Origin of the sequence: Marisediminicola sp. LYQ134, from assembly GCF_046599635.1 — a bacterium.
GTDB lineage: Bacteria > Actinomycetota > Actinomycetes > Actinomycetales > Microbacteriaceae > Marisediminicola.
Genome location: NZ_JBKIWP010000002.1, coordinates 106,491 through 121,530, shown reverse-complemented (window position 1 = coordinate 121,530; position 15,040 = coordinate 106,491). Strand labels below are relative to the sequence as shown.

20 protein-coding genes are annotated in these 15,040 nt (G+C 68.1%); 12 read left to right on the top strand and 8 right to left on the bottom strand.

Annotated features, from left to right (window positions below; all coding sequences use genetic code 11):
* Positions 1-157 precede the first annotated feature (157 nt).
* Positions 158-790 (bottom strand): uracil phosphoribosyltransferase, encoded by a 633-nt coding sequence (gene upp / locus ACLHIH_RS09010; RefSeq protein WP_411316457.1) that lies wholly within the window; start codon positions 788-790, stop codon positions 158-160.
* A gap of 26 nt (positions 791-816) precedes the next feature.
* On the opposite strand from upp, the gene tadA reads away from it, so the two are divergent.
* On the top strand, positions 817-1,308 hold the full coding sequence (gene tadA, locus ACLHIH_RS09005; protein WP_411316456.1) for a tRNA adenosine(34) deaminase TadA: 492 nt from the start codon (positions 817-819) through the stop codon (positions 1,306-1,308).
* Positions 1,309-1,365: 57 nt separating this feature from the next.
* On the opposite strand, the gene ACLHIH_RS09000 is transcribed toward tadA, so the two are convergent.
* Both ACLHIH_RS09000 and ACLHIH_RS08995 read right to left on the bottom strand, forming a co-directional pair.
* Complete coding sequence (locus tag ACLHIH_RS09000; RefSeq protein ID WP_411316455.1) at positions 1,366-2,073, bottom strand: glutamine amidotransferase-related protein; 708 nt, start codon at positions 2,071-2,073, stop codon at positions 1,366-1,368.
* A gap of 6 nt (positions 2,074-2,079) precedes the next feature.
* Positions 2,080-3,042, bottom strand: coding sequence for a cation diffusion facilitator family transporter (locus tag ACLHIH_RS08995; RefSeq protein ID WP_411316454.1), 963 nt, complete (start codon positions 3,040-3,042; stop codon positions 2,080-2,082).
* A gap of 73 nt (positions 3,043-3,115) precedes the next feature.
* Here ACLHIH_RS08995 and proC point away from each other — a divergent pair, with 73 nt between their 5' ends.
* A complete protein-coding gene (gene proC, locus ACLHIH_RS08990; RefSeq protein WP_411316453.1) occupies positions 3,116-3,955 on the top strand; it encodes a pyrroline-5-carboxylate reductase in 840 nt (279 codons plus the stop codon).
* A gap of 36 nt (positions 3,956-3,991) precedes the next feature.
* Here proC and ACLHIH_RS08985 read toward each other — a convergent pair whose 3' ends face one another.
* Together ACLHIH_RS08985 and ACLHIH_RS08980 are read right to left on the bottom strand one after the other, a co-directional pair.
* On the bottom strand, positions 3,992-4,663 hold the full coding sequence (locus ACLHIH_RS08985) for a potassium channel family protein (RefSeq protein WP_411316452.1): 672 nt from the start codon (positions 4,661-4,663) through the stop codon (positions 3,992-3,994).
* The gene (locus ACLHIH_RS08980) at positions 4,656-6,017 is read right to left on the bottom strand and encodes a TrkH family potassium uptake protein (protein WP_411317270.1); all 1,362 of its coding nucleotides are present in this window, start codon (positions 6,015-6,017) and stop codon (positions 4,656-4,658) included. The genes ACLHIH_RS08985 and ACLHIH_RS08980 overlap by 8 nt, the downstream gene beginning before the upstream one ends.
* Positions 6,018-6,166: 149 nt before the next feature.
* Here ACLHIH_RS08980 and ACLHIH_RS08975 point away from each other — a divergent pair, with 149 nt between their 5' ends.
* The 3 genes from ACLHIH_RS08975 (at position 6,167) to ACLHIH_RS08965 (ending at position 7,264) form a co-directional block, all read left to right on the top strand.
* Complete coding sequence (locus ACLHIH_RS08975) at positions 6,167-6,697, top strand: ArsR/SmtB family transcription factor (protein ID WP_411316451.1); 531 nt, start codon at positions 6,167-6,169, stop codon at positions 6,695-6,697.
* A 139-nt stretch (positions 6,698-6,836) separates the two neighbouring features.
* A complete protein-coding gene (locus ACLHIH_RS08970) occupies positions 6,837-7,037 on the top strand; it encodes a helix-turn-helix domain-containing protein (RefSeq protein ID WP_411316450.1) in 201 nt (66 codons plus the stop codon).
* Positions 7,038-7,165: 128 nt separating this feature from the next.
* The gene (locus tag ACLHIH_RS08965; protein WP_003792170.1) at positions 7,166-7,264 is read left to right on the top strand and encodes a 30S ribosomal protein bS22; all 99 of its coding nucleotides are present in this window, start codon (positions 7,166-7,168) and stop codon (positions 7,262-7,264) included.
* Positions 7,265-7,330: 66 nt separating this feature from the next.
* Here ACLHIH_RS08965 and ACLHIH_RS08960 read toward each other — a convergent pair whose 3' ends face one another.
* The gene (locus ACLHIH_RS08960; RefSeq protein ID WP_411316449.1) at positions 7,331-8,110 is read right to left on the bottom strand and encodes an HAD family hydrolase; all 780 of its coding nucleotides are present in this window, start codon (positions 8,108-8,110) and stop codon (positions 7,331-7,333) included.
* Positions 8,111-8,210: 100 nt separating this feature from the next.
* Here ACLHIH_RS08960 and ACLHIH_RS08955 point away from each other — a divergent pair, with 100 nt between their 5' ends.
* Together ACLHIH_RS08955 and ACLHIH_RS08950 are read left to right on the top strand one after the other, a co-directional pair.
* Positions 8,211-8,477 carry a glutaredoxin family protein gene (locus ACLHIH_RS08955; RefSeq protein WP_411316448.1) on the top strand — a complete coding sequence of 89 codons (267 nt, stop codon included), beginning with the start codon at positions 8,211-8,213 and terminating at the stop codon, positions 8,475-8,477.
* Positions 8,478-8,777 (top strand): Dabb family protein, encoded by a 300-nt coding sequence (locus ACLHIH_RS08950; protein ID WP_411316447.1) that lies wholly within the window; start codon positions 8,478-8,480, stop codon positions 8,775-8,777.
* 43 nt (positions 8,778-8,820) lie between these two features.
* Here the strand turns inward: ACLHIH_RS08950 and ACLHIH_RS08945 are convergent, their stop codons facing one another.
* Complete coding sequence (locus ACLHIH_RS08945; protein WP_411316446.1) at positions 8,821-9,411, bottom strand: hypothetical protein; 591 nt, start codon at positions 9,409-9,411, stop codon at positions 8,821-8,823.
* Between the two features lie 83 nt (positions 9,412-9,494).
* On the opposite strand from ACLHIH_RS08945, the gene ACLHIH_RS08940 reads away from it, so the two are divergent.
* Positions 9,495-9,893 carry a cupin domain-containing protein gene (locus tag ACLHIH_RS08940; RefSeq protein ID WP_411316445.1) on the top strand — a complete coding sequence of 133 codons (399 nt, stop codon included), beginning with the start codon at positions 9,495-9,497 and terminating at the stop codon, positions 9,891-9,893.
* Positions 9,894-9,967: 74 nt separating this feature from the next.
* Here the strand turns inward: ACLHIH_RS08940 and aspS are convergent, their stop codons facing one another.
* Positions 9,968-11,287: an aspartate--tRNA(Asn) ligase gene (gene aspS / locus ACLHIH_RS08935; protein ID WP_411316444.1), complete on the bottom strand. Its 1,320-nt coding sequence runs from the start codon at positions 11,285-11,287 to the stop codon at positions 9,968-9,970.
* A gap of 80 nt (positions 11,288-11,367) precedes the next feature.
* Between aspS and ACLHIH_RS08930 the strand changes: the two genes are divergently transcribed.
* The 4 genes from ACLHIH_RS08930 to ACLHIH_RS08915 are packed head-to-tail and all read left to right on the top strand — an operon-like array spanning position 11,368 to position 15,038.
* Complete coding sequence (locus tag ACLHIH_RS08930) at positions 11,368-12,024, top strand: histidine phosphatase family protein (RefSeq protein ID WP_411316443.1); 657 nt, start codon at positions 11,368-11,370, stop codon at positions 12,022-12,024.
* A gap of 5 nt (positions 12,025-12,029) precedes the next feature.
* Entirely contained in the window at positions 12,030-12,626 is a 597-nt protein-coding gene (locus tag ACLHIH_RS08925) for a TlpA family protein disulfide reductase (RefSeq protein WP_411317269.1), read from the top strand.
* Positions 12,626-13,366, top strand: a complete 741-nt coding sequence (locus ACLHIH_RS08920) for a cytochrome c biogenesis CcdA family protein (protein WP_411317268.1) — start codon at positions 12,626-12,628, stop codon at positions 13,364-13,366. Before ACLHIH_RS08925 ends, ACLHIH_RS08920 begins: the two co-directional genes overlap by 1 nt.
* A complete protein-coding gene (locus ACLHIH_RS08915) occupies positions 13,350-15,038 on the top strand; it encodes a cytochrome c biogenesis protein ResB (RefSeq protein WP_411316442.1) in 1,689 nt (562 codons plus the stop codon). Before ACLHIH_RS08920 ends, ACLHIH_RS08915 begins: the two co-directional genes overlap by 17 nt.
* Positions 15,039-15,040: the final 2 nt, after the last annotated feature.

Here is a 15,040-nt window from a genome sequence, read left to right as displayed (position 1 = left end):
TTCGACAACACGCGGCGACGCTGGTCGGCATCATCATGCCGGCCGCTCCCGATACCTCGCAGGAGGTCAGGGCGTGCGCGATGTCAGTCATAGCGTCAAGCTTCCGTTACGTGCGGTTCGCGTGTCAAGCGCGAACCGCGATCTGCCAGCGTGCGGGTCAGACGGTGCCGTAGAGGCGGTCTCCCGCGTCTCCGAGCCCCGGCACGATGTATCCGACCTCGTTGAGTTTCTCGTCGAGTGAGCCGAGCACGATCGTGACCTCGCGCCCCTCGGTGGCTTTCTCCACCGCGGCGAGACCCTCGGGTGCGCCGAGGATGCAGATCGCCGTGACGTCGACGGCACCGCGATCGAAGAGGTACTCGATCGCGGCGATGAGTGACCCGCCCGTCGCGAGCATGGGGTCGAGCACGAAGCACTGGCGGTTGGAGAGGTCGTCGGGCAAGCGCTCCGCATAGATGTCGGGCTGGAGTGTCTCCTCGTTGCGCACCATGCCGAGGAAGCCGACCTCGGCCGTCGGAACGAGTTTGACCATGCCCTCGAGCATGCCGAGACCGGCGCGCAGGATGGGCACGACGAGCGGGCGGGGCTGGCTGATCGCGAGACCCTCGGTCGTGGCGACCGGTGTCTCCACGGTCACGGTCTCGACGCGCACGCTGCGAGTGGCCTCGTAGGCGAGGAGCGTCACGAGCTCCTCGGTGAGGGCGCGGAACACGGGCGACGACGTCGACTTGTCGCGGAGCACCGTGAGCTTGTGGGTGATGAGCGGGTGGTCGGCTACGTGTACTCGCATAGGGTCAATCTATCGGGGGCGCTCGCATGTCGTGTGCCCCACCCGACGAGACCGGAGGGCGCACGGTGGCCGAATACGACGAGTGGATGCGCGCCGCCCTCGCCGATGCGCGTCTCGCCGTCGAGACGGGCGACGTTCCCGTCTCGGCCCTCGTCTACGCGGCCGACGGCACGATCCTCGGCCGGGGGCGCAACGAGAAGGAGCTGCGCCGAGATCCGACGGCGCACGCCGAGATCCTCGCGCTCCGCGAGGCTGCCGCGGCGACCGGCGACTGGCAGTTGCCGGGCACAACACTCGTCGTGACCCTCGAGCCGTGCGTCATGTGCGCCGGCGCCATCCTCGCCGCCCGGGTTCCCCGAGTCGTGTTCGGGGCGTGGGACGACAAGGCCGGAGCGGCCGGGAGCGTCTACGACGTGCTGCGCGACCGGCGACTGCACCACCGGGCCGAAGTCGTCGCGGGCGTGCTCGAGGCGGAGTGCGGTACCGTGCTCAGGGAGTTCTTCGCCGCGAGGCGCTGACCGGCGGCAGCGCCCCGCGCCCCGCCGCCCCACGGCCCCGACGCGGGCGCACGGCGGTCAGAGGCGGTCGAGCCATTCGCCGAACATCGCGCGACCGGCATCCGTCATCTGGGCGCCGAGCCTCACGCACTGCTCGCGGATGTCTGCGGGGTCGATCTCTTCGGCAGCGAGTTCGGCTCCACTCGAGGCGATCCAGTGCTCGAGCATGTCGTCCGTGACCTCGGGGTGGAACTGCACCGCGAGAGCGAAGTCCCCCATGCGGTAGCCCTCGTTGCTGTAGTCGGCCGAGCTCGCGAGGCGCGTCGCCCCGGCGGGGAGGCGGAAGCTGTCACCGTGCCACTGCATCACGGGAACGCCGTCGAAGTGTCGCAGCGGGGAGTCTCGACCGGCGTCGGTCAGCTGAACGTCGCGGAACCCGATGACGGTCGCCTTGCCTTTGCTCGCGCGTGACCCGAGCGCCTCGGCCATGAGCTGTGCGCCCAGGCAGATGCCGAACGTGGGCTTCTCCGACTGCAGCCGATCACGGAGCGCCTCGAGTTCGCCGGCCAAGAACGGATGCTCGTCGACCTCGTACGCGCCCATCGTGCCGCCCAAGACGACCACGAGGTCGGCGGCTCCGACCGCGCTCGCCGTGAGCTCCCGCGCGTCCACGGTCTCGATCGTCCAGCCGCGCTCGAGGAGGGGCTCGTCGAGACTGCCGAGATCGACGTTCGGGGAGTGGTGGACGACGAGTGCGGCTTTGCCGTCGCGAAGAGAGGTGGTCATGACGCCTCAGTCTGCCGCCTTGATGACGATCGCGTCGGTCGGGGGGTAGGCACCGCGTGGCGGAACGTAGATATCCGGCTCGATGTAGATCACTCGCGCGACGGGAACCGCCTCGCGGATGCGCGCTTCGACCGTGTTGATGGCGGCCGCGACATCCGACAGTCTCTCCTTGCCCGCGAACGCGACCTTCACGGCGACGAGCATCTCCTCGGGACCGAGGTAGAGGGTTTTCATGTGGATGACGGACTCGACGTCGTCGGACGACTGGATCGCGTCGCGGATCATCTTCACGTCTTCGGGGGTCGCGCCCTCCCCCACGAGGAGACTTTTGGTCTCGATGCCGAGCGCGATCGCCACGACGATGAGCAGCACGCCGATCGCGAGCGTGCCGAGACCGTCGAAGACACCGTTGCCCGTGACGATCGTGAGCCCGACCCCCGCGAGGGCGAAGACGAGGCCGAAGAGCGCCGCGACGTCTTCGAGCAGAACGACGGGCAGCTCCGGCGCCTTCGATCGGCGGATGAACTGCGTCCAACTCTGCGTGCCCCGCACGCGGTTCGACTCGCGCACCGCGGTGCGCAGTGAGAACGACTCGAGCACCATCGCGACGGCCAAGACGACGATCGGAATCCACGCGTTCTCGAGCGGGTGCGGGTTGCCGATCTTCTCGATGCCCTCGTAGATCGAGAACATGCCGCCGACGCTGAAGAGGATGATCGACACCACGAAGGCGTAGACGTAGCGCTCCCGGCCGAAACCGAACGGGTGCTCGGGCGTCGCGAGTCGCTTGGCTCGCACACCGCCACGCAAGAGCAGCACCTGATTGCCCGAGTCGGCGAGGGAGTGCACGCCCTCGGCGAGCATCGAGCTCGACCCCGAGAACGCCCACGCCACGAACTTCGTCACCGCGATGCCGAGGTTCGCGAGCAGTGCCGCGATGATCGCCTTGTTTCCACCCGATGCGCTCATGCGGTTCATCTTATGACCGCGTGCTCGGGGCGCCGGAGGCCGCGCGCGCCGGGCGGGCGGGCAGGATGGGGGAATGACGACGAGCCCCTCCACGACCCTGCCGACCACCGCCATCCTCGGGGCCGGGTCGATGGGCGGCGCCATCCTCGCGGGGATGCTCGCACCGAGCGTGACGGTGAGCGGCGGCATCCGCGTGACCAACCGCACCGAGGCGAAAGCCGCCGCGGTGCGTGCTCCGGGTGTCGAGAGTCTCGCGACGGAGACGGTCGCCGACGCGAACATCCGGGCCGTGCGCGGGGCGCGCATCGTGATCGTCGGCGTCAAACCGCACATGGTCGCCGAGCTGCTCTCGGAGATCGCCCCCCACCTCGAACCCGACGCCGTCGTCGTGAGCGTCGCGGCGGGCGTGGCGATCGAGACGATGGAGGCGGTCGTCACGGGGTCCGTTCTCCGGGCGATGCCCAACACCCCGTCGACGATCGGCCTCGGTGTCACGGGTCTGAGCGGGGGCACGCGATCGAGCGACGACGACATCGCCGTCGTCACGCGACTGTTCGAGACCGTCGGGAGCGTCGTTCCCGTTCCCGAGACGCAGATCGACGCGCTCAGCACGATCTCGGGGTCGGGGCCCGCCTACGTCTTCTTTCTCGTCGAGCAGCTCACGAGGGCCGCGGTCGGTCTCGGATTCACGAGGGAACAGGCCGACACGATGGTCGTCGGAACCTTCCGGGGCGCGTCGGAACTGCTCGCGCGGTCGGGGGAGCCCGCCGACGAACTGCGGCGTCGCGTGACAAGCCCGAACGGAACGACCGAGCGCGCGATCGCCGTGCTCGAGACGGCCGACCTCGCCGACGTGTTCGACCGCGCGACTGCCGCGGCGCTCGCGCGCGCTGTCGAGCTCTCGAAGGGGTAGAGCGCGGGGAAGTGCCCGCCACCCTCGACCTTTGCGCTAGGTCGAGATCGCCGCGAACTTCTCGATGTCGAGGGAGTTGCCGCTCACGATGATGAGGTCGTGGTTGGAGATCACCGTCTCGGGCGTCGCGTAGGTGAAATCCTTGCCCGGTGCTTTGACACCGACGACGGTGATGCCGTACTTGCGGCGCACGCCCGACTCGGCGAGCGTGATGCCACGGATGGGTTTCGGCGGATACATCTTCACGAGCGCGAACGCGTCGTCGAACTCGATGAAGTCGAGCATGCGACCCGACACGAGGTGCGCGACGCGCGTGCCGGCCTCCGCCTCGGGGTAGATCACGTGGTTGGCGCCGATGCGCGCGAGGATCTTGCCGTGCGACTGGCTGATGGCTTTCGCCCAGATCTGGGGGACCTTGAGGTCGACGAGGTTGGCGGTGATGAGCACACTCGCCTCGATCGACGATCCGACTGCGACGACGGCGACCGAGAAGTCCTGAGCGCCGATCTGGCGCAGGGCGTCGATGCTGCGCGCATCCGCTTGCACCGCGTGGGTGACGCGCTCCGACCACTTCTGCACGAGCCCGGCGTGCTCGTCGACGGCGAGCACCTCGCGATCGAGGCGATCGAGCTGTCCCGCCGCGGCTGCGCCGAAGCGCCCGAGGCCGATGACGAGCACGGGAGCGTTGTGGGGAATGCGATCAACCAACGATCGGCCTCTCTTCTGCTCTCCTGAACAGCTGACGGCGTTGACTGGCGGCGAGTGCCGCGGCCAGCGTCACTGTACCAACCCGCCCCGCCCACATCGTCGCCGCGAGAATGTACTTGCCCGAGTCGGGCAGCGATTCGGTGAGCCCGGTGCTGAGCCCGCATGTCGCGAACGCCGAGATGACATCGAAGAGAACGAGCCCGAGGGGCGCCTCGGTGACGCGCAGGATGGCGATGGATGAGGCCGCGACGATGGTCGCACCCCACAGCGTGATGCTGATGGCGAGCCGCAATACATCGGTCGGGATGCGGCGGTCGAAGGCCTGCATGTCGTTGTCGCCCTTCGCCTCGGCGAGAGCGGCGAGAAAGAGCACCGCGAGTGTCGTGACCTTGATGCCTCCCGCCGTGGAAGCGGAACCGCCTCCCACGAACATGAGCATGTCCATCGCGAGGAGGGTCGACCCGCTCATCTCGCTGATGTCGATCGTCGAGAAGCCCCCCGATCGCGTCATGATGGAGAGGAACGCCGCGGTCATCGGCCTCACGATGTCGTCTTGACCCCCCAGGGTGCGCGGGTTGCCCCACTCGAGAACGAGGATGGCGAGGGTGCCGAGGACGAAGAGAATGAAGGTCGTCACGAGGGTGAGTTTCACGTGCACAGAGAGGCGGGTTCGACGCTTCCAGAACCGTGCGAGCGCGAAGATGACCGGAAATCCGAGGCTTCCGAGGAAAACCCCGACCGCGATCGCCGAGAGCATCCACGGGTCGGTCTCGAACTGCGAGAGCCCCTCGATCGTCGGAACGAATCCGGTGTTGGTGAAGGCGGATGCCGCGAAGTAGAACCCCTGCCAGGTGGCGGCCCACGGGTCGAACCCCGCCACGAGCAGTCGCGGAACGATGATCGCGGTGAGGGTGAGTTCGATGATGGCGACGCTGATTGCGACGGTCGCGAGCAGACTGCCGATGTCACCGAGGCGGATGGCCTGCGATTCGGCGACCGGGCCGACGTGGATGCGGGAGGGGTTCGTGTCACTCGCGGCCATGAGTTTCTGCCGGAGGCCGAGCCGTCGGGACACGGCGAGGCCGAGGATGCTCGCGAGGGTCAGCACGCCGACGCCTCCGACCTGCAACCCGATGAGAATGGCCACGTTTCCGAAGGTGGACCACTGGGTCGCCATGTTGACCGTAGTGAGCCCTGTCACGCAGATGGCAGACACGGCGGTGAAGAGGGCGTCGACGAACGGCACGCCGTTGCCGTCGCGCGAGGCGATGGGCAACGCCAGAATGACTGTGAGCCCGAGGATCAGGGCCGTGAAGATGAGGATCGCGAATCGCGCGGGGCTCGACGCGACCAAGAAGTCGGTGACGTCGCGAATGCGGCTCAGAAAGCTCCGGCGCTCGCCGTGTGCTTCGAATCGCCGAGCGGGTTTGCTGGCCACACCTGCCCTTTCCTCGCGGAGCGTTGTCATGGTACTACCCGCGAGCTGCCCGGTAATCTATGGTCATGGCCGACATCTTCGACGTGATCGCTGACCAGACCCGCCGCGATCTGCTCGGTGCTCTGCTCGATCGTCACCTCGCCGCCGAGTCCGGCAGCGGTGAACTGAGTGTGGGCGAGCTCGTCGAGAAGCTCGGTCTGAGCCAGCCGACGGTGTCGAAGCACCTGAGGGTGTTGCGCGACAACCACCTCGTTCGCGTGCGCGAGGAGGGGCAGCACCGCTACTACAGCGTCGACTCGGCACCGCTCGCTCAGGTCGAAGACTGGCTCGTGCCGTTTCTGAGCTCCGCATTCGATGCGAACGGTGACGGCGGAGCCGCGGTCTTCGCGGCGTGGTCGGGCGCCGGAGTCCCCGCGCCGCTCCGTCGAGCCGCCGAGTCGCTCCAGCACACCAACGAGAAGGGTGCGTCGATCGGTCGCAAGATGGCCGACGCCTCGTTCCAGGCCCGGCACGCGTTCGAGGATGCGAGCGCCGAAGTGCAGGCCCGCGTCATCCGGCCGATCCGCAAGGCGCTCGGCCAGAGCACCTACAAGTAGCGACGGGCTCCGCGGTCTCGCACCCCGCGGCGGCCCGCATGGTGCACCGCTATTGCGCGCGGGTCACTCGAGCCCCTAACGTTACGATTCAGCACTCCCGCCACAACAGTCACAGCGGGCCCTCACGAAGGCGGAAGCGATGTCGGACGATCTCTCGGGAGTGCGATTTCTCACGGTCGCCGAGGTAGCCGACATGATGCGCGTCTCGAAGATGACGGTTTACCGTCTCGTGCACTCGGGGGAGCTCCCCGCCATCCGTTTCGGACGCTCGTTCCGCGTGCCCGAGTCTGCGGTCGTCGCCGCCATCCAGTCGCACGTCGCCGACACGGAAGCCGGCTGAGACGGCGCTGCCACCCCCTGATGCGACCCGGCACACACGCCCCGGGTCGAGGGAGTAGACTGCTCCGAGGCAATTTTCCGAGGTTCTGAACGGACCCGGTCACCCGTTCAAGAATCAGTGAGGTAACTATGGGTTCCGTAATCAAGAAGCGTCGCAAGCGGATGGCGAAGAAGAAGCACCGCAAGCTGCTGCGCAAGACGCGTCACCAGCGTCGCAACAAGAAGTAGACCCTACTTCGCACGACAGAAGCGCCGGCCCCGAGGGGCGGCGCTTTTTGTCGCGCCGCCGGCGGTCTAGCCGCCTCGCTTGACCTCGCGCGCCTCACGCCGCACCTTGCGGCGGAAGGCACGGATGCTCGCGGGCTTGAGCTCGAGCGACGACCAGCCGTTCGCCCTCGCGTGCTTGGCGAGCCGAGCGTCGGGGTTCACGACCACGCGGTTGCCGACGAGGGCGAGAAGCGGAACGTCGTTGATGGAGTCGGAGTACGCCCAGCAGGCCTCGAGGTCGGCGCCGAACTCGAGCGCTTGCGCTTCAGCAGCGACCGCTTTGTGCGGACCGTGCATGAGCGGTCCCTCGAGCTGGCCCGTGTAGACGCCGTCGACGCTCTCGAGCCTCGTTCCGATCGCCCCCGTCAGTCCGAGTCGCTTCGCGATGACGTCGGCGACCTCGACGGGCGTCGCGGTGATGAGCCACACCTCGTGGCCCTTGCGCAAGTGCTCCCGGGTCAGTTCGACGGTTTCGGGCCACAACCTCGGAGCGATGAAGTCGTCGTAGACCTCGTCGGCGATCGACTCGAGCACGTCCTCCGTGTGGCCCTCGATGAGTTGGAGTGCCCGCGCCCGCGCCCCGATCATGTGGCGCCCGTTCTCTCCCACGGCCGTGAAGCGGGCCTGGTGCCACGCGAACCGGATGATGTCGCGCAGAGTGAGAACGCCGCGGCGGCGCGCTCCGCGCCCGAGGTGGTAGACGCTCGCGCCGCGGAGGAGAGTGTTGTCGACGTCGAAGAAGGCGACGACGGGCGCATCCCCGGGGCCGTCGGGGTCGGTGTCGAGGCGTGCATCGTCGTCGGGCATGGCGGCCAAGTCTAAGCAGACCGAGCCGAGCGGTCCATGGACGACCGCACGACTGGACGACCGGTGCGACGCGGCGCTACGCGGTGCTTAGGCTGGTGGCGTGTCTTCCGTCACCCTCACCCTGCTCACGCGACCGGGGTGCCACCTGTGCGACACGGCGCGCGAGATCGTCACGCTCGTCGTCGACGGTGTGGCGGAGCGCGACCCCGACCGCGACATCCGCGTCGTCGAGAAGTCGATCGACGGCGACGCAGACCTCACCGCGGCCTACAGTGACCAGGTGCCCGTGATCCTCATCGACGACCGCGTGCACACCTACTGGCGGGTCGATTCCGCCCGCTTGACGACCGCCCTCTTGGAGGCCTGAATGATCCGCCACATCATCTGCTGGAAGCTCGCCGCCACCGATCCCGCCCAGCGGGCCGAAGACGCCTCGGTCATCTCGTCGGAGCTCAACGGCCTCGTATCGCTCATCCCCGAGATCTCAAGCCTCACCGTGTCGACGAACGCCATCGACATCGACGGCAACTGGGACCTCGTGCTCGTCATCGACTTCGCCGACGAGGCCGCGTTGCGCGTCTACGGACCGCACCCCGAGCACCAGCGGGTCGTCGAGATCGTCAAGCCGCGCGTGTCGGAGCGGTCGGCGATCGACATCCTCGTCTGATCGTCCGGGTGCCGATGCGCTGCTGAGTGCGCCGCCCGGCGCGTCAGTCTCCCGAGTGCCTGCGGGCTGCGGCTTCAGCCTCGGCGCGCGAGCCGTAGACGGGCTCGTCGAGCACGAACTGCAGCGACTCGTCGGGGTCGACGAGCAGCAGGTCGGTCGACTCGTCGGCATCGGAGAAGTCGTCGGATGTGAGCGGCTCACGATTGAGGTGCACCGTGATGAGGCCGCTCCCGGTCTCGAGCGACGCGACCTCGAGGGCGGGGATCGGCTTGCCCCCCGCCCGCTCGAGGAGCGCGTGCACGGCGCCGCCGAGACCGGTGCCCGCCGCGAGGAACGCCTTCTCGTCGACGACCGTGTAGTCGTAGCGCGTGCGCACGGTGAAGGTCAGGTCGTCGGGCTCGTCGTCGTCGGGCTCGTCGTCGTCATCGTCATCGCCGTAGAGAACGTCGAGTGCATCGCCGTAGGCCGCGACGGCGTCCCAGAGTGCGCTGTCGGTCTCCTCCGAGACCTCTCCGGCGTCGGAGCCGCCCGCGACCTCGTCGATGTGGGTGCGGAGTCTCGCGAGGAGGTCTTCGCCGGCATCGACGGCGGCGGAGCGGGCGAGGGAGGCGGCATCCGTGTTCATGGTCGTCACGGTACCAGCCGCAAGGGGGGCGCGACCGGCGCGGCCCCCGGTGTACGGTCCAGGGGACCGCACGACCATCCGAGGAGACATCAATGACCGGAATCGTCCATTTCGCCATCGCCACCGAAGCAGAGAAGAGCGCCGATTTCCGACGCGTGCTGTGGACGGGCGAGTACACCCAGCTCGTCATCATGACCATCCCCGTCGACGGCGAGATCGGTGCCGAGACGCACCCCGACACCGACCAGATCCTCACGATCGTGAGCGGCGTCGGCGAATCGACCGTCTCGGGCAACACGCGCAAGATCCAGGCGGGCGACCTCGTCGTCGTGCCCGCGGGCCTGCACCACAACTTCGTCAACACGGGGCCGAACCCGCTCGTGCTCTACACGGTCTACGGTCCGCCTGAGCACGCCGAGGGTGCGATCCACGCGACCAAGGAAGAAGCCGACGACCTCGAGGAGTCGGGCAAGGACGAGCCGCCGGCCTGATCAGCCGCATTGACGACAGCAGCGCCCGGGCCGAGCCCGGGCGCTGCTGTCGTGTGTGCTGCGTGCTGTGCCGTCTAGGGCAGGAGCCGCGTCGGTCCGCGGAACAGATAGGTGGCCTCGCGCAGGTTGGGCAGGCCGAGCAGCAGCATGAGCGCGCGCGAGAGGCCCATGCCGAACCCCCCGTGCGGCGGAACGCCGTAGCGGAAGAAGTCCAGGTAGAAGTCGAGCTCCTCCGGGTCCATCCCCTTGTCGCGGGCCTGTTGCTCGAGAACCTCGATGCGGTGCTCGCGCTGCGCCCCGGTCGAGATCTCGACGCCGTTGAAGATGAGGTCGTAGCTGTTCGTGAGCCCCGCGTCATCCGCGTGACGCATGTGGTAGAACGGCCGGATGCTCGAGGCGTAGTCGGTCAGGAAGACGAACTCGTGGCCGAACACCTCCTTCACGTAGGCCGAGATCTGGCGCTCGCCCTCCGGGTCCATGTCGTCGTCGGCGCGCGGCACCTCGTAGCCGCGCTCGGCGACGATGCGCTTCGCCTCGGCGAGCGGGATGCGGGGGAACGGCGTGCTCGGCACGACGACGTCGATACCGAACTGCTCGAGTATCGCGTCGCCGTGCTTCTCCTTGATCGCGGTGAGACCCGCGACGAGAAGCGACTCGTGCATGCGCATGACGTCTTCGTGGCTGTCGATCCAACTGATCTCGGCGTCGACGCTCGTGAACTCGGTCGCGTGGCGGCTCGTGAAGCTCGGGTCGGCACGGAACGCCGGGCCGATCTCGAAGATGCGGCCGAGTCCGGCCGATTGCGCCATCTGCTTGAAGAACTGGGGGCTCTGCGCGAGGTAGGCCTTGGTCTCGAAGTAGCCGACCTCGAAGAGCTCCGCTTTCGACTCGCTCGCGCTCGCCATGAGCTTGGGGGTGTGCAGCTCGACGAAGTCGTTGTCGATCCACCACGTGCGCATCGCGTGCTCGAACGTCGTCTGCACCTTGAAGATGAGGGAGTTGCGGGGCACGCGCAAGTCGAGGAAGCGCCAGTCCATGCGCTTGTCGATTCCCGAGTCGTCGGCGATGGGCGTCTCGGCGATCGCGTGAGCGGCGATCGTGAGGGAGTCGGTCGGCGCGAGCTTGATCTCGACGCCGCCGAGCTTCACGCGCTCGTCGTGCTTGAGCTCGCCCGCGGCCGTGAGGAACGTGCCCTGGCTGAGACCCGAGATGACGTCGCACAGCTCGGTGTTGTCGTCGGTGCGCGGGTTGACGAGTTGCACCGCGCCCGACTCGTCGCGCAGAACGACGAACTGCACCTTCTTCTGATCACGCACGGTTTCGACCCATCCGGACACCGAGATGGGTCCGTCGTCGGCAGCGGCAAGGTCTCTGATCAGGGTGCGTGTAGTCACGGGGTACGAGTTTAGCGCTCCGCCCTCGCGCACCCGGCTCTCGGCAAACCGGCAGGGGGGTCGACCGTAGACTGGGGGCCGTGGCAGCCTCCTTCATCCACCTCGTCCGGCACGGCGAAGTGCACAACCCCGAGGGTGTGCTCTATGGCCGTCTTCCGGGCTATCACCTGTCGGAACGGGGCACGCGCATGGCCGCGGCCGCGGCCGCGCATCTCGCCGGTCGGCCCGTCACGGCGCTCTACGCGAGCCCCCTGCACCGGGCCCAGGAGTCTGCGGCACCGTGGGTCGACGCGTTCGGCATCGGCGTCACGACCGACCATCGTCTCATCGAGCCGCACAACAAGTTCGAGGGCGAGAAGTTCGAGTTCGGCCCCGCCATCCTCACGAAGCCCCGATCGTGGCCGTGGGTCGTCAACCCGTTCCGTCCGAGCTGGGGTGAGCCCTTCACGAGCGTCGCGAGTCGGATGATCGCGGCGATCGACTCGGCCTGGCGCGCGGCCCCCTCAGGCGACGTCGTCATGGTGAGCCACCAGATGCCCATCGTCATGGTTCAGCGGGCGGTGGCCGGGGTGCACCTCTGGCACGACCCGCGCCAGCGCCGGTGCTCCCTCTCGAGCGTCACGACCCTCGAGAGGGTCGAGTCGCCCGTCGACGGCGCCCCGCGCTACCGCGAGGTCGCCTACGCGGAGCCCGCGGCAGACCTGCTCGACGGCGCCATCGACACGGGAGCGGTGTAGTGGCGATGCGGCCGCGTCGTCACGCGGCGATCGCGCTCGCCCTCGTGGGTGCGGCGATCCTCGCGGGGTGCTCGAGCGATCCCCTCGCCGAGGACTACCTCGACGGGGGCAACTCGGGCTACATCGCGGGCGACGGCATCCTCGAGGTCGCGCCGGACGACCGCGGTGAGCCCATCGACTTCGCGGGCACGACCGACACGGGCGAGGAGCTCGCCGTGAGCGACCTCGACGGCGACGTCGTCGTCGTCAACTTCTGGTACGCCGCGTGCGCGCCGTGCCGTGCCGAGGCGCCCGATCTCGAAGCCCTCTCGCAGCAGTACGACGGCGAGGGCGCCTCGTTCGTCGGCGTCAACATCTACGACGGCGCCGAGCGGTCTCTCGCCTTCGCCCGCAACTACGACATCACCTACCCCTCGCTCCTCGACGCCTCCGACGGCACCGTGCGGCTCGCCTTCGCGGGCGACATCTCGCCGCAAGCCGTGCCGACGACGTTCGTTCTCGACAGCGAGAGGCGCATCGCCGCTCGCATCCTCGGCCAGCTCCAGGAGCGGTCGATCCTCGACACGATCATCCGCGACGTGCTCGCCGAGGATGCTGCGTGATCGACTCGATCGGCGAGATCGTCGGTGGCGGCACCCTCCTCCTTGCACTTCCCATCGCCCTGCTCGCGGGCCTCGTGTCGTTCGCGTCACCGTGCGTTCTGCCCCTCGTGCCCGGGTATCTCGGGTACGTCGGGGGCTTCGCGGGGTCGGACGAGCGCGGCAGCCGGAGGCGTCTCCTGCTCGGCGTCGCACTCTTCGTGCTCGGATTCAGTGTCGTCTTCGTCGGATTCAATCTCGCGTTCTCGATCGCGGGGCTGCTCCTTCTGCAGTGGGTCGACCTCATCACGCGCATCGCGGGCGTCATCGTGATCGTCATGGGCCTCGTCTTCATCGGGCAGTTCACCTTCCTGCAGCGCACGATCAAGCCCTCGTTCACGGTCGCGACAGGGCTCGGCGGGGCGCCCCTGCTCGGCATCGTGTTCGGTCTCGGGTGGGCGCCGTGCATCGGCCCGACCTTGGCCGTGATCCTCAACCTCAGTCTCACGAGCGGGTCGGCCGGTCGCGGCGTTCTGCTCGGCATCGCCTACAGCCTCGGCCTCGGCATCCCGTTCCTGCTCGTCGCGCTCGGGTTCGGATGGGTCACGGGCTCGGTCGCCTGGCTCAAGCGCAACATCCGCACGGTCAACATCGTCGGGGGATCGATGCTCATCCTCCTCGGCATTCTCATGGTCTCGGGCGTCTGGCAGTGGATCATGTCGAACCTCACGGGGGTGATCCTCGGGTTTGAGCCGGCCATCTGATCACTACGACTCCCCGACCCCGCCCCCCGCGAGTGGCAAGGGTGACGGCGTCACGCAACCGCAGCTCGGTTTCGCGGGATACGTGCGCTTCTTCTGGCGCCAGCTCACGAGCATGCGCACGGCGCTCTTCCTCCTCCTGCTCCTCGCCATCGCGGCCGTGCCGGGGTCGCTCGTGCCGCAGCGGTCGTCGAACCCCAACGGCGTGCTGCAGTACTTTCGCGACAACCCCGACCTCGCCCCCGTGCTCGACAGCTTTCAGGCGTTCGACGTCTACAGCTCGGCGTGGTTCTCGGCCATCTACCTCCTCCTCTTCATCTCGCTCATCGGGTGTGTCATCCCGCGCACGCTCCACCACCTCAAGGCCCTCCGCACGCCGCCGCCGCGCACTCCCGCGCGACTCGAACGGCTCGAGGGGTTCACGACCTCAGAGGTCGCGGCGGGCGAGACGACCGCGGCCGAGGCCGTCGAGTCGGCTCGCGGCATCCTCAAGCGCAGCGGATACCGCGTGCGCCTGTTCGACAACGGGCGCGGGCAGCTCTCGGCGAGTGCCGAGCGCGGCTACATGCGCGAGACGGGCAACCTCGTGTTCCACAGCGCTCTTGTGGGAGTGCTCATCTCGGTCGGCATCGGGGGTGGGTTCGGATACAGCGGTCAGAAGGTCATCGTCGAGGGCGACTCGTTCGCCAACGTGCTGCTGTCGTACGAGTCGTTCCTGCCCGGTCGGTTCTTCGACGACGGCGTGCTCGAGCCCTACCGGCTCACCCTCGACGAGTTCGACGCGGTCTACGAGCAAGAGGACCTCGGCGCCTACGGCATGCCCATCGACTACACCGCGAGTGTCACGGCGCACCTGCCCTCCGACGACGGAACCGAGACCGAGGTGCCAGCCGAGATCAAGGTCAACGACCCTCTGCGCATCGGCGGAAACGACATCTTCCTGCTCGGCAACGGCTACGCCCCCATCATCACCGTGCGCGACGGCGACGGCGAGGTCGCGTTCAGCGACGCGGTGCCGTTCCTCCCGCAAGACTCCAACCTCACCTCGCTCGGGGTCATCAAGGTTCCCGATGCCGTGCCCGAACAGCTCGGCATGATCGGGTTCCTCTACCCCACGCAGACCACCCTCGACACGGGCGCCCTCACCTCGAACTACCCCGACCTGCTCAACCCCGTGATCAGCCTGCAGGTGTTCACGGGAGACCTCGGGCTCGACGCGGGGGTGCCGCGATCGGTCTACGAGCTCAACACCGACAACCTCACCGAGGTCGCGGGGCGCAACGCCGACACCGAGTCCATTCAGCTCCGGCCCGGTGAGACCGTCGACCTCCCCGATGACCTCGGCTCGGTGACGTTCGAGAACGCCGCCCCGGATGCCGCCGCCGGCGACTTGAGCGACTCGGTTCCGCGGTTCGCGAGCCTCGACATCCATCGCGACCCGAGCCAGGGCTTCGTGCTCGTGTTCGCGATCCTCGTGGTCGCAGGTCTGCTCACCTCGCTCTTCATCCCTCGCCGCCGCGTGTGGGTCAAGGCGATGGAGCGCGACGACGGTGGGGTCACCCTCGAATACGCTGGCCTCGCTCGCGGCGACGACCCGGGCCTCGAGCGTGCCGTGCACGACATCGCCGAGCGTCACGGCCAGCAGGTGAGCCCCAGCAAACCGGGCATAAACTGACC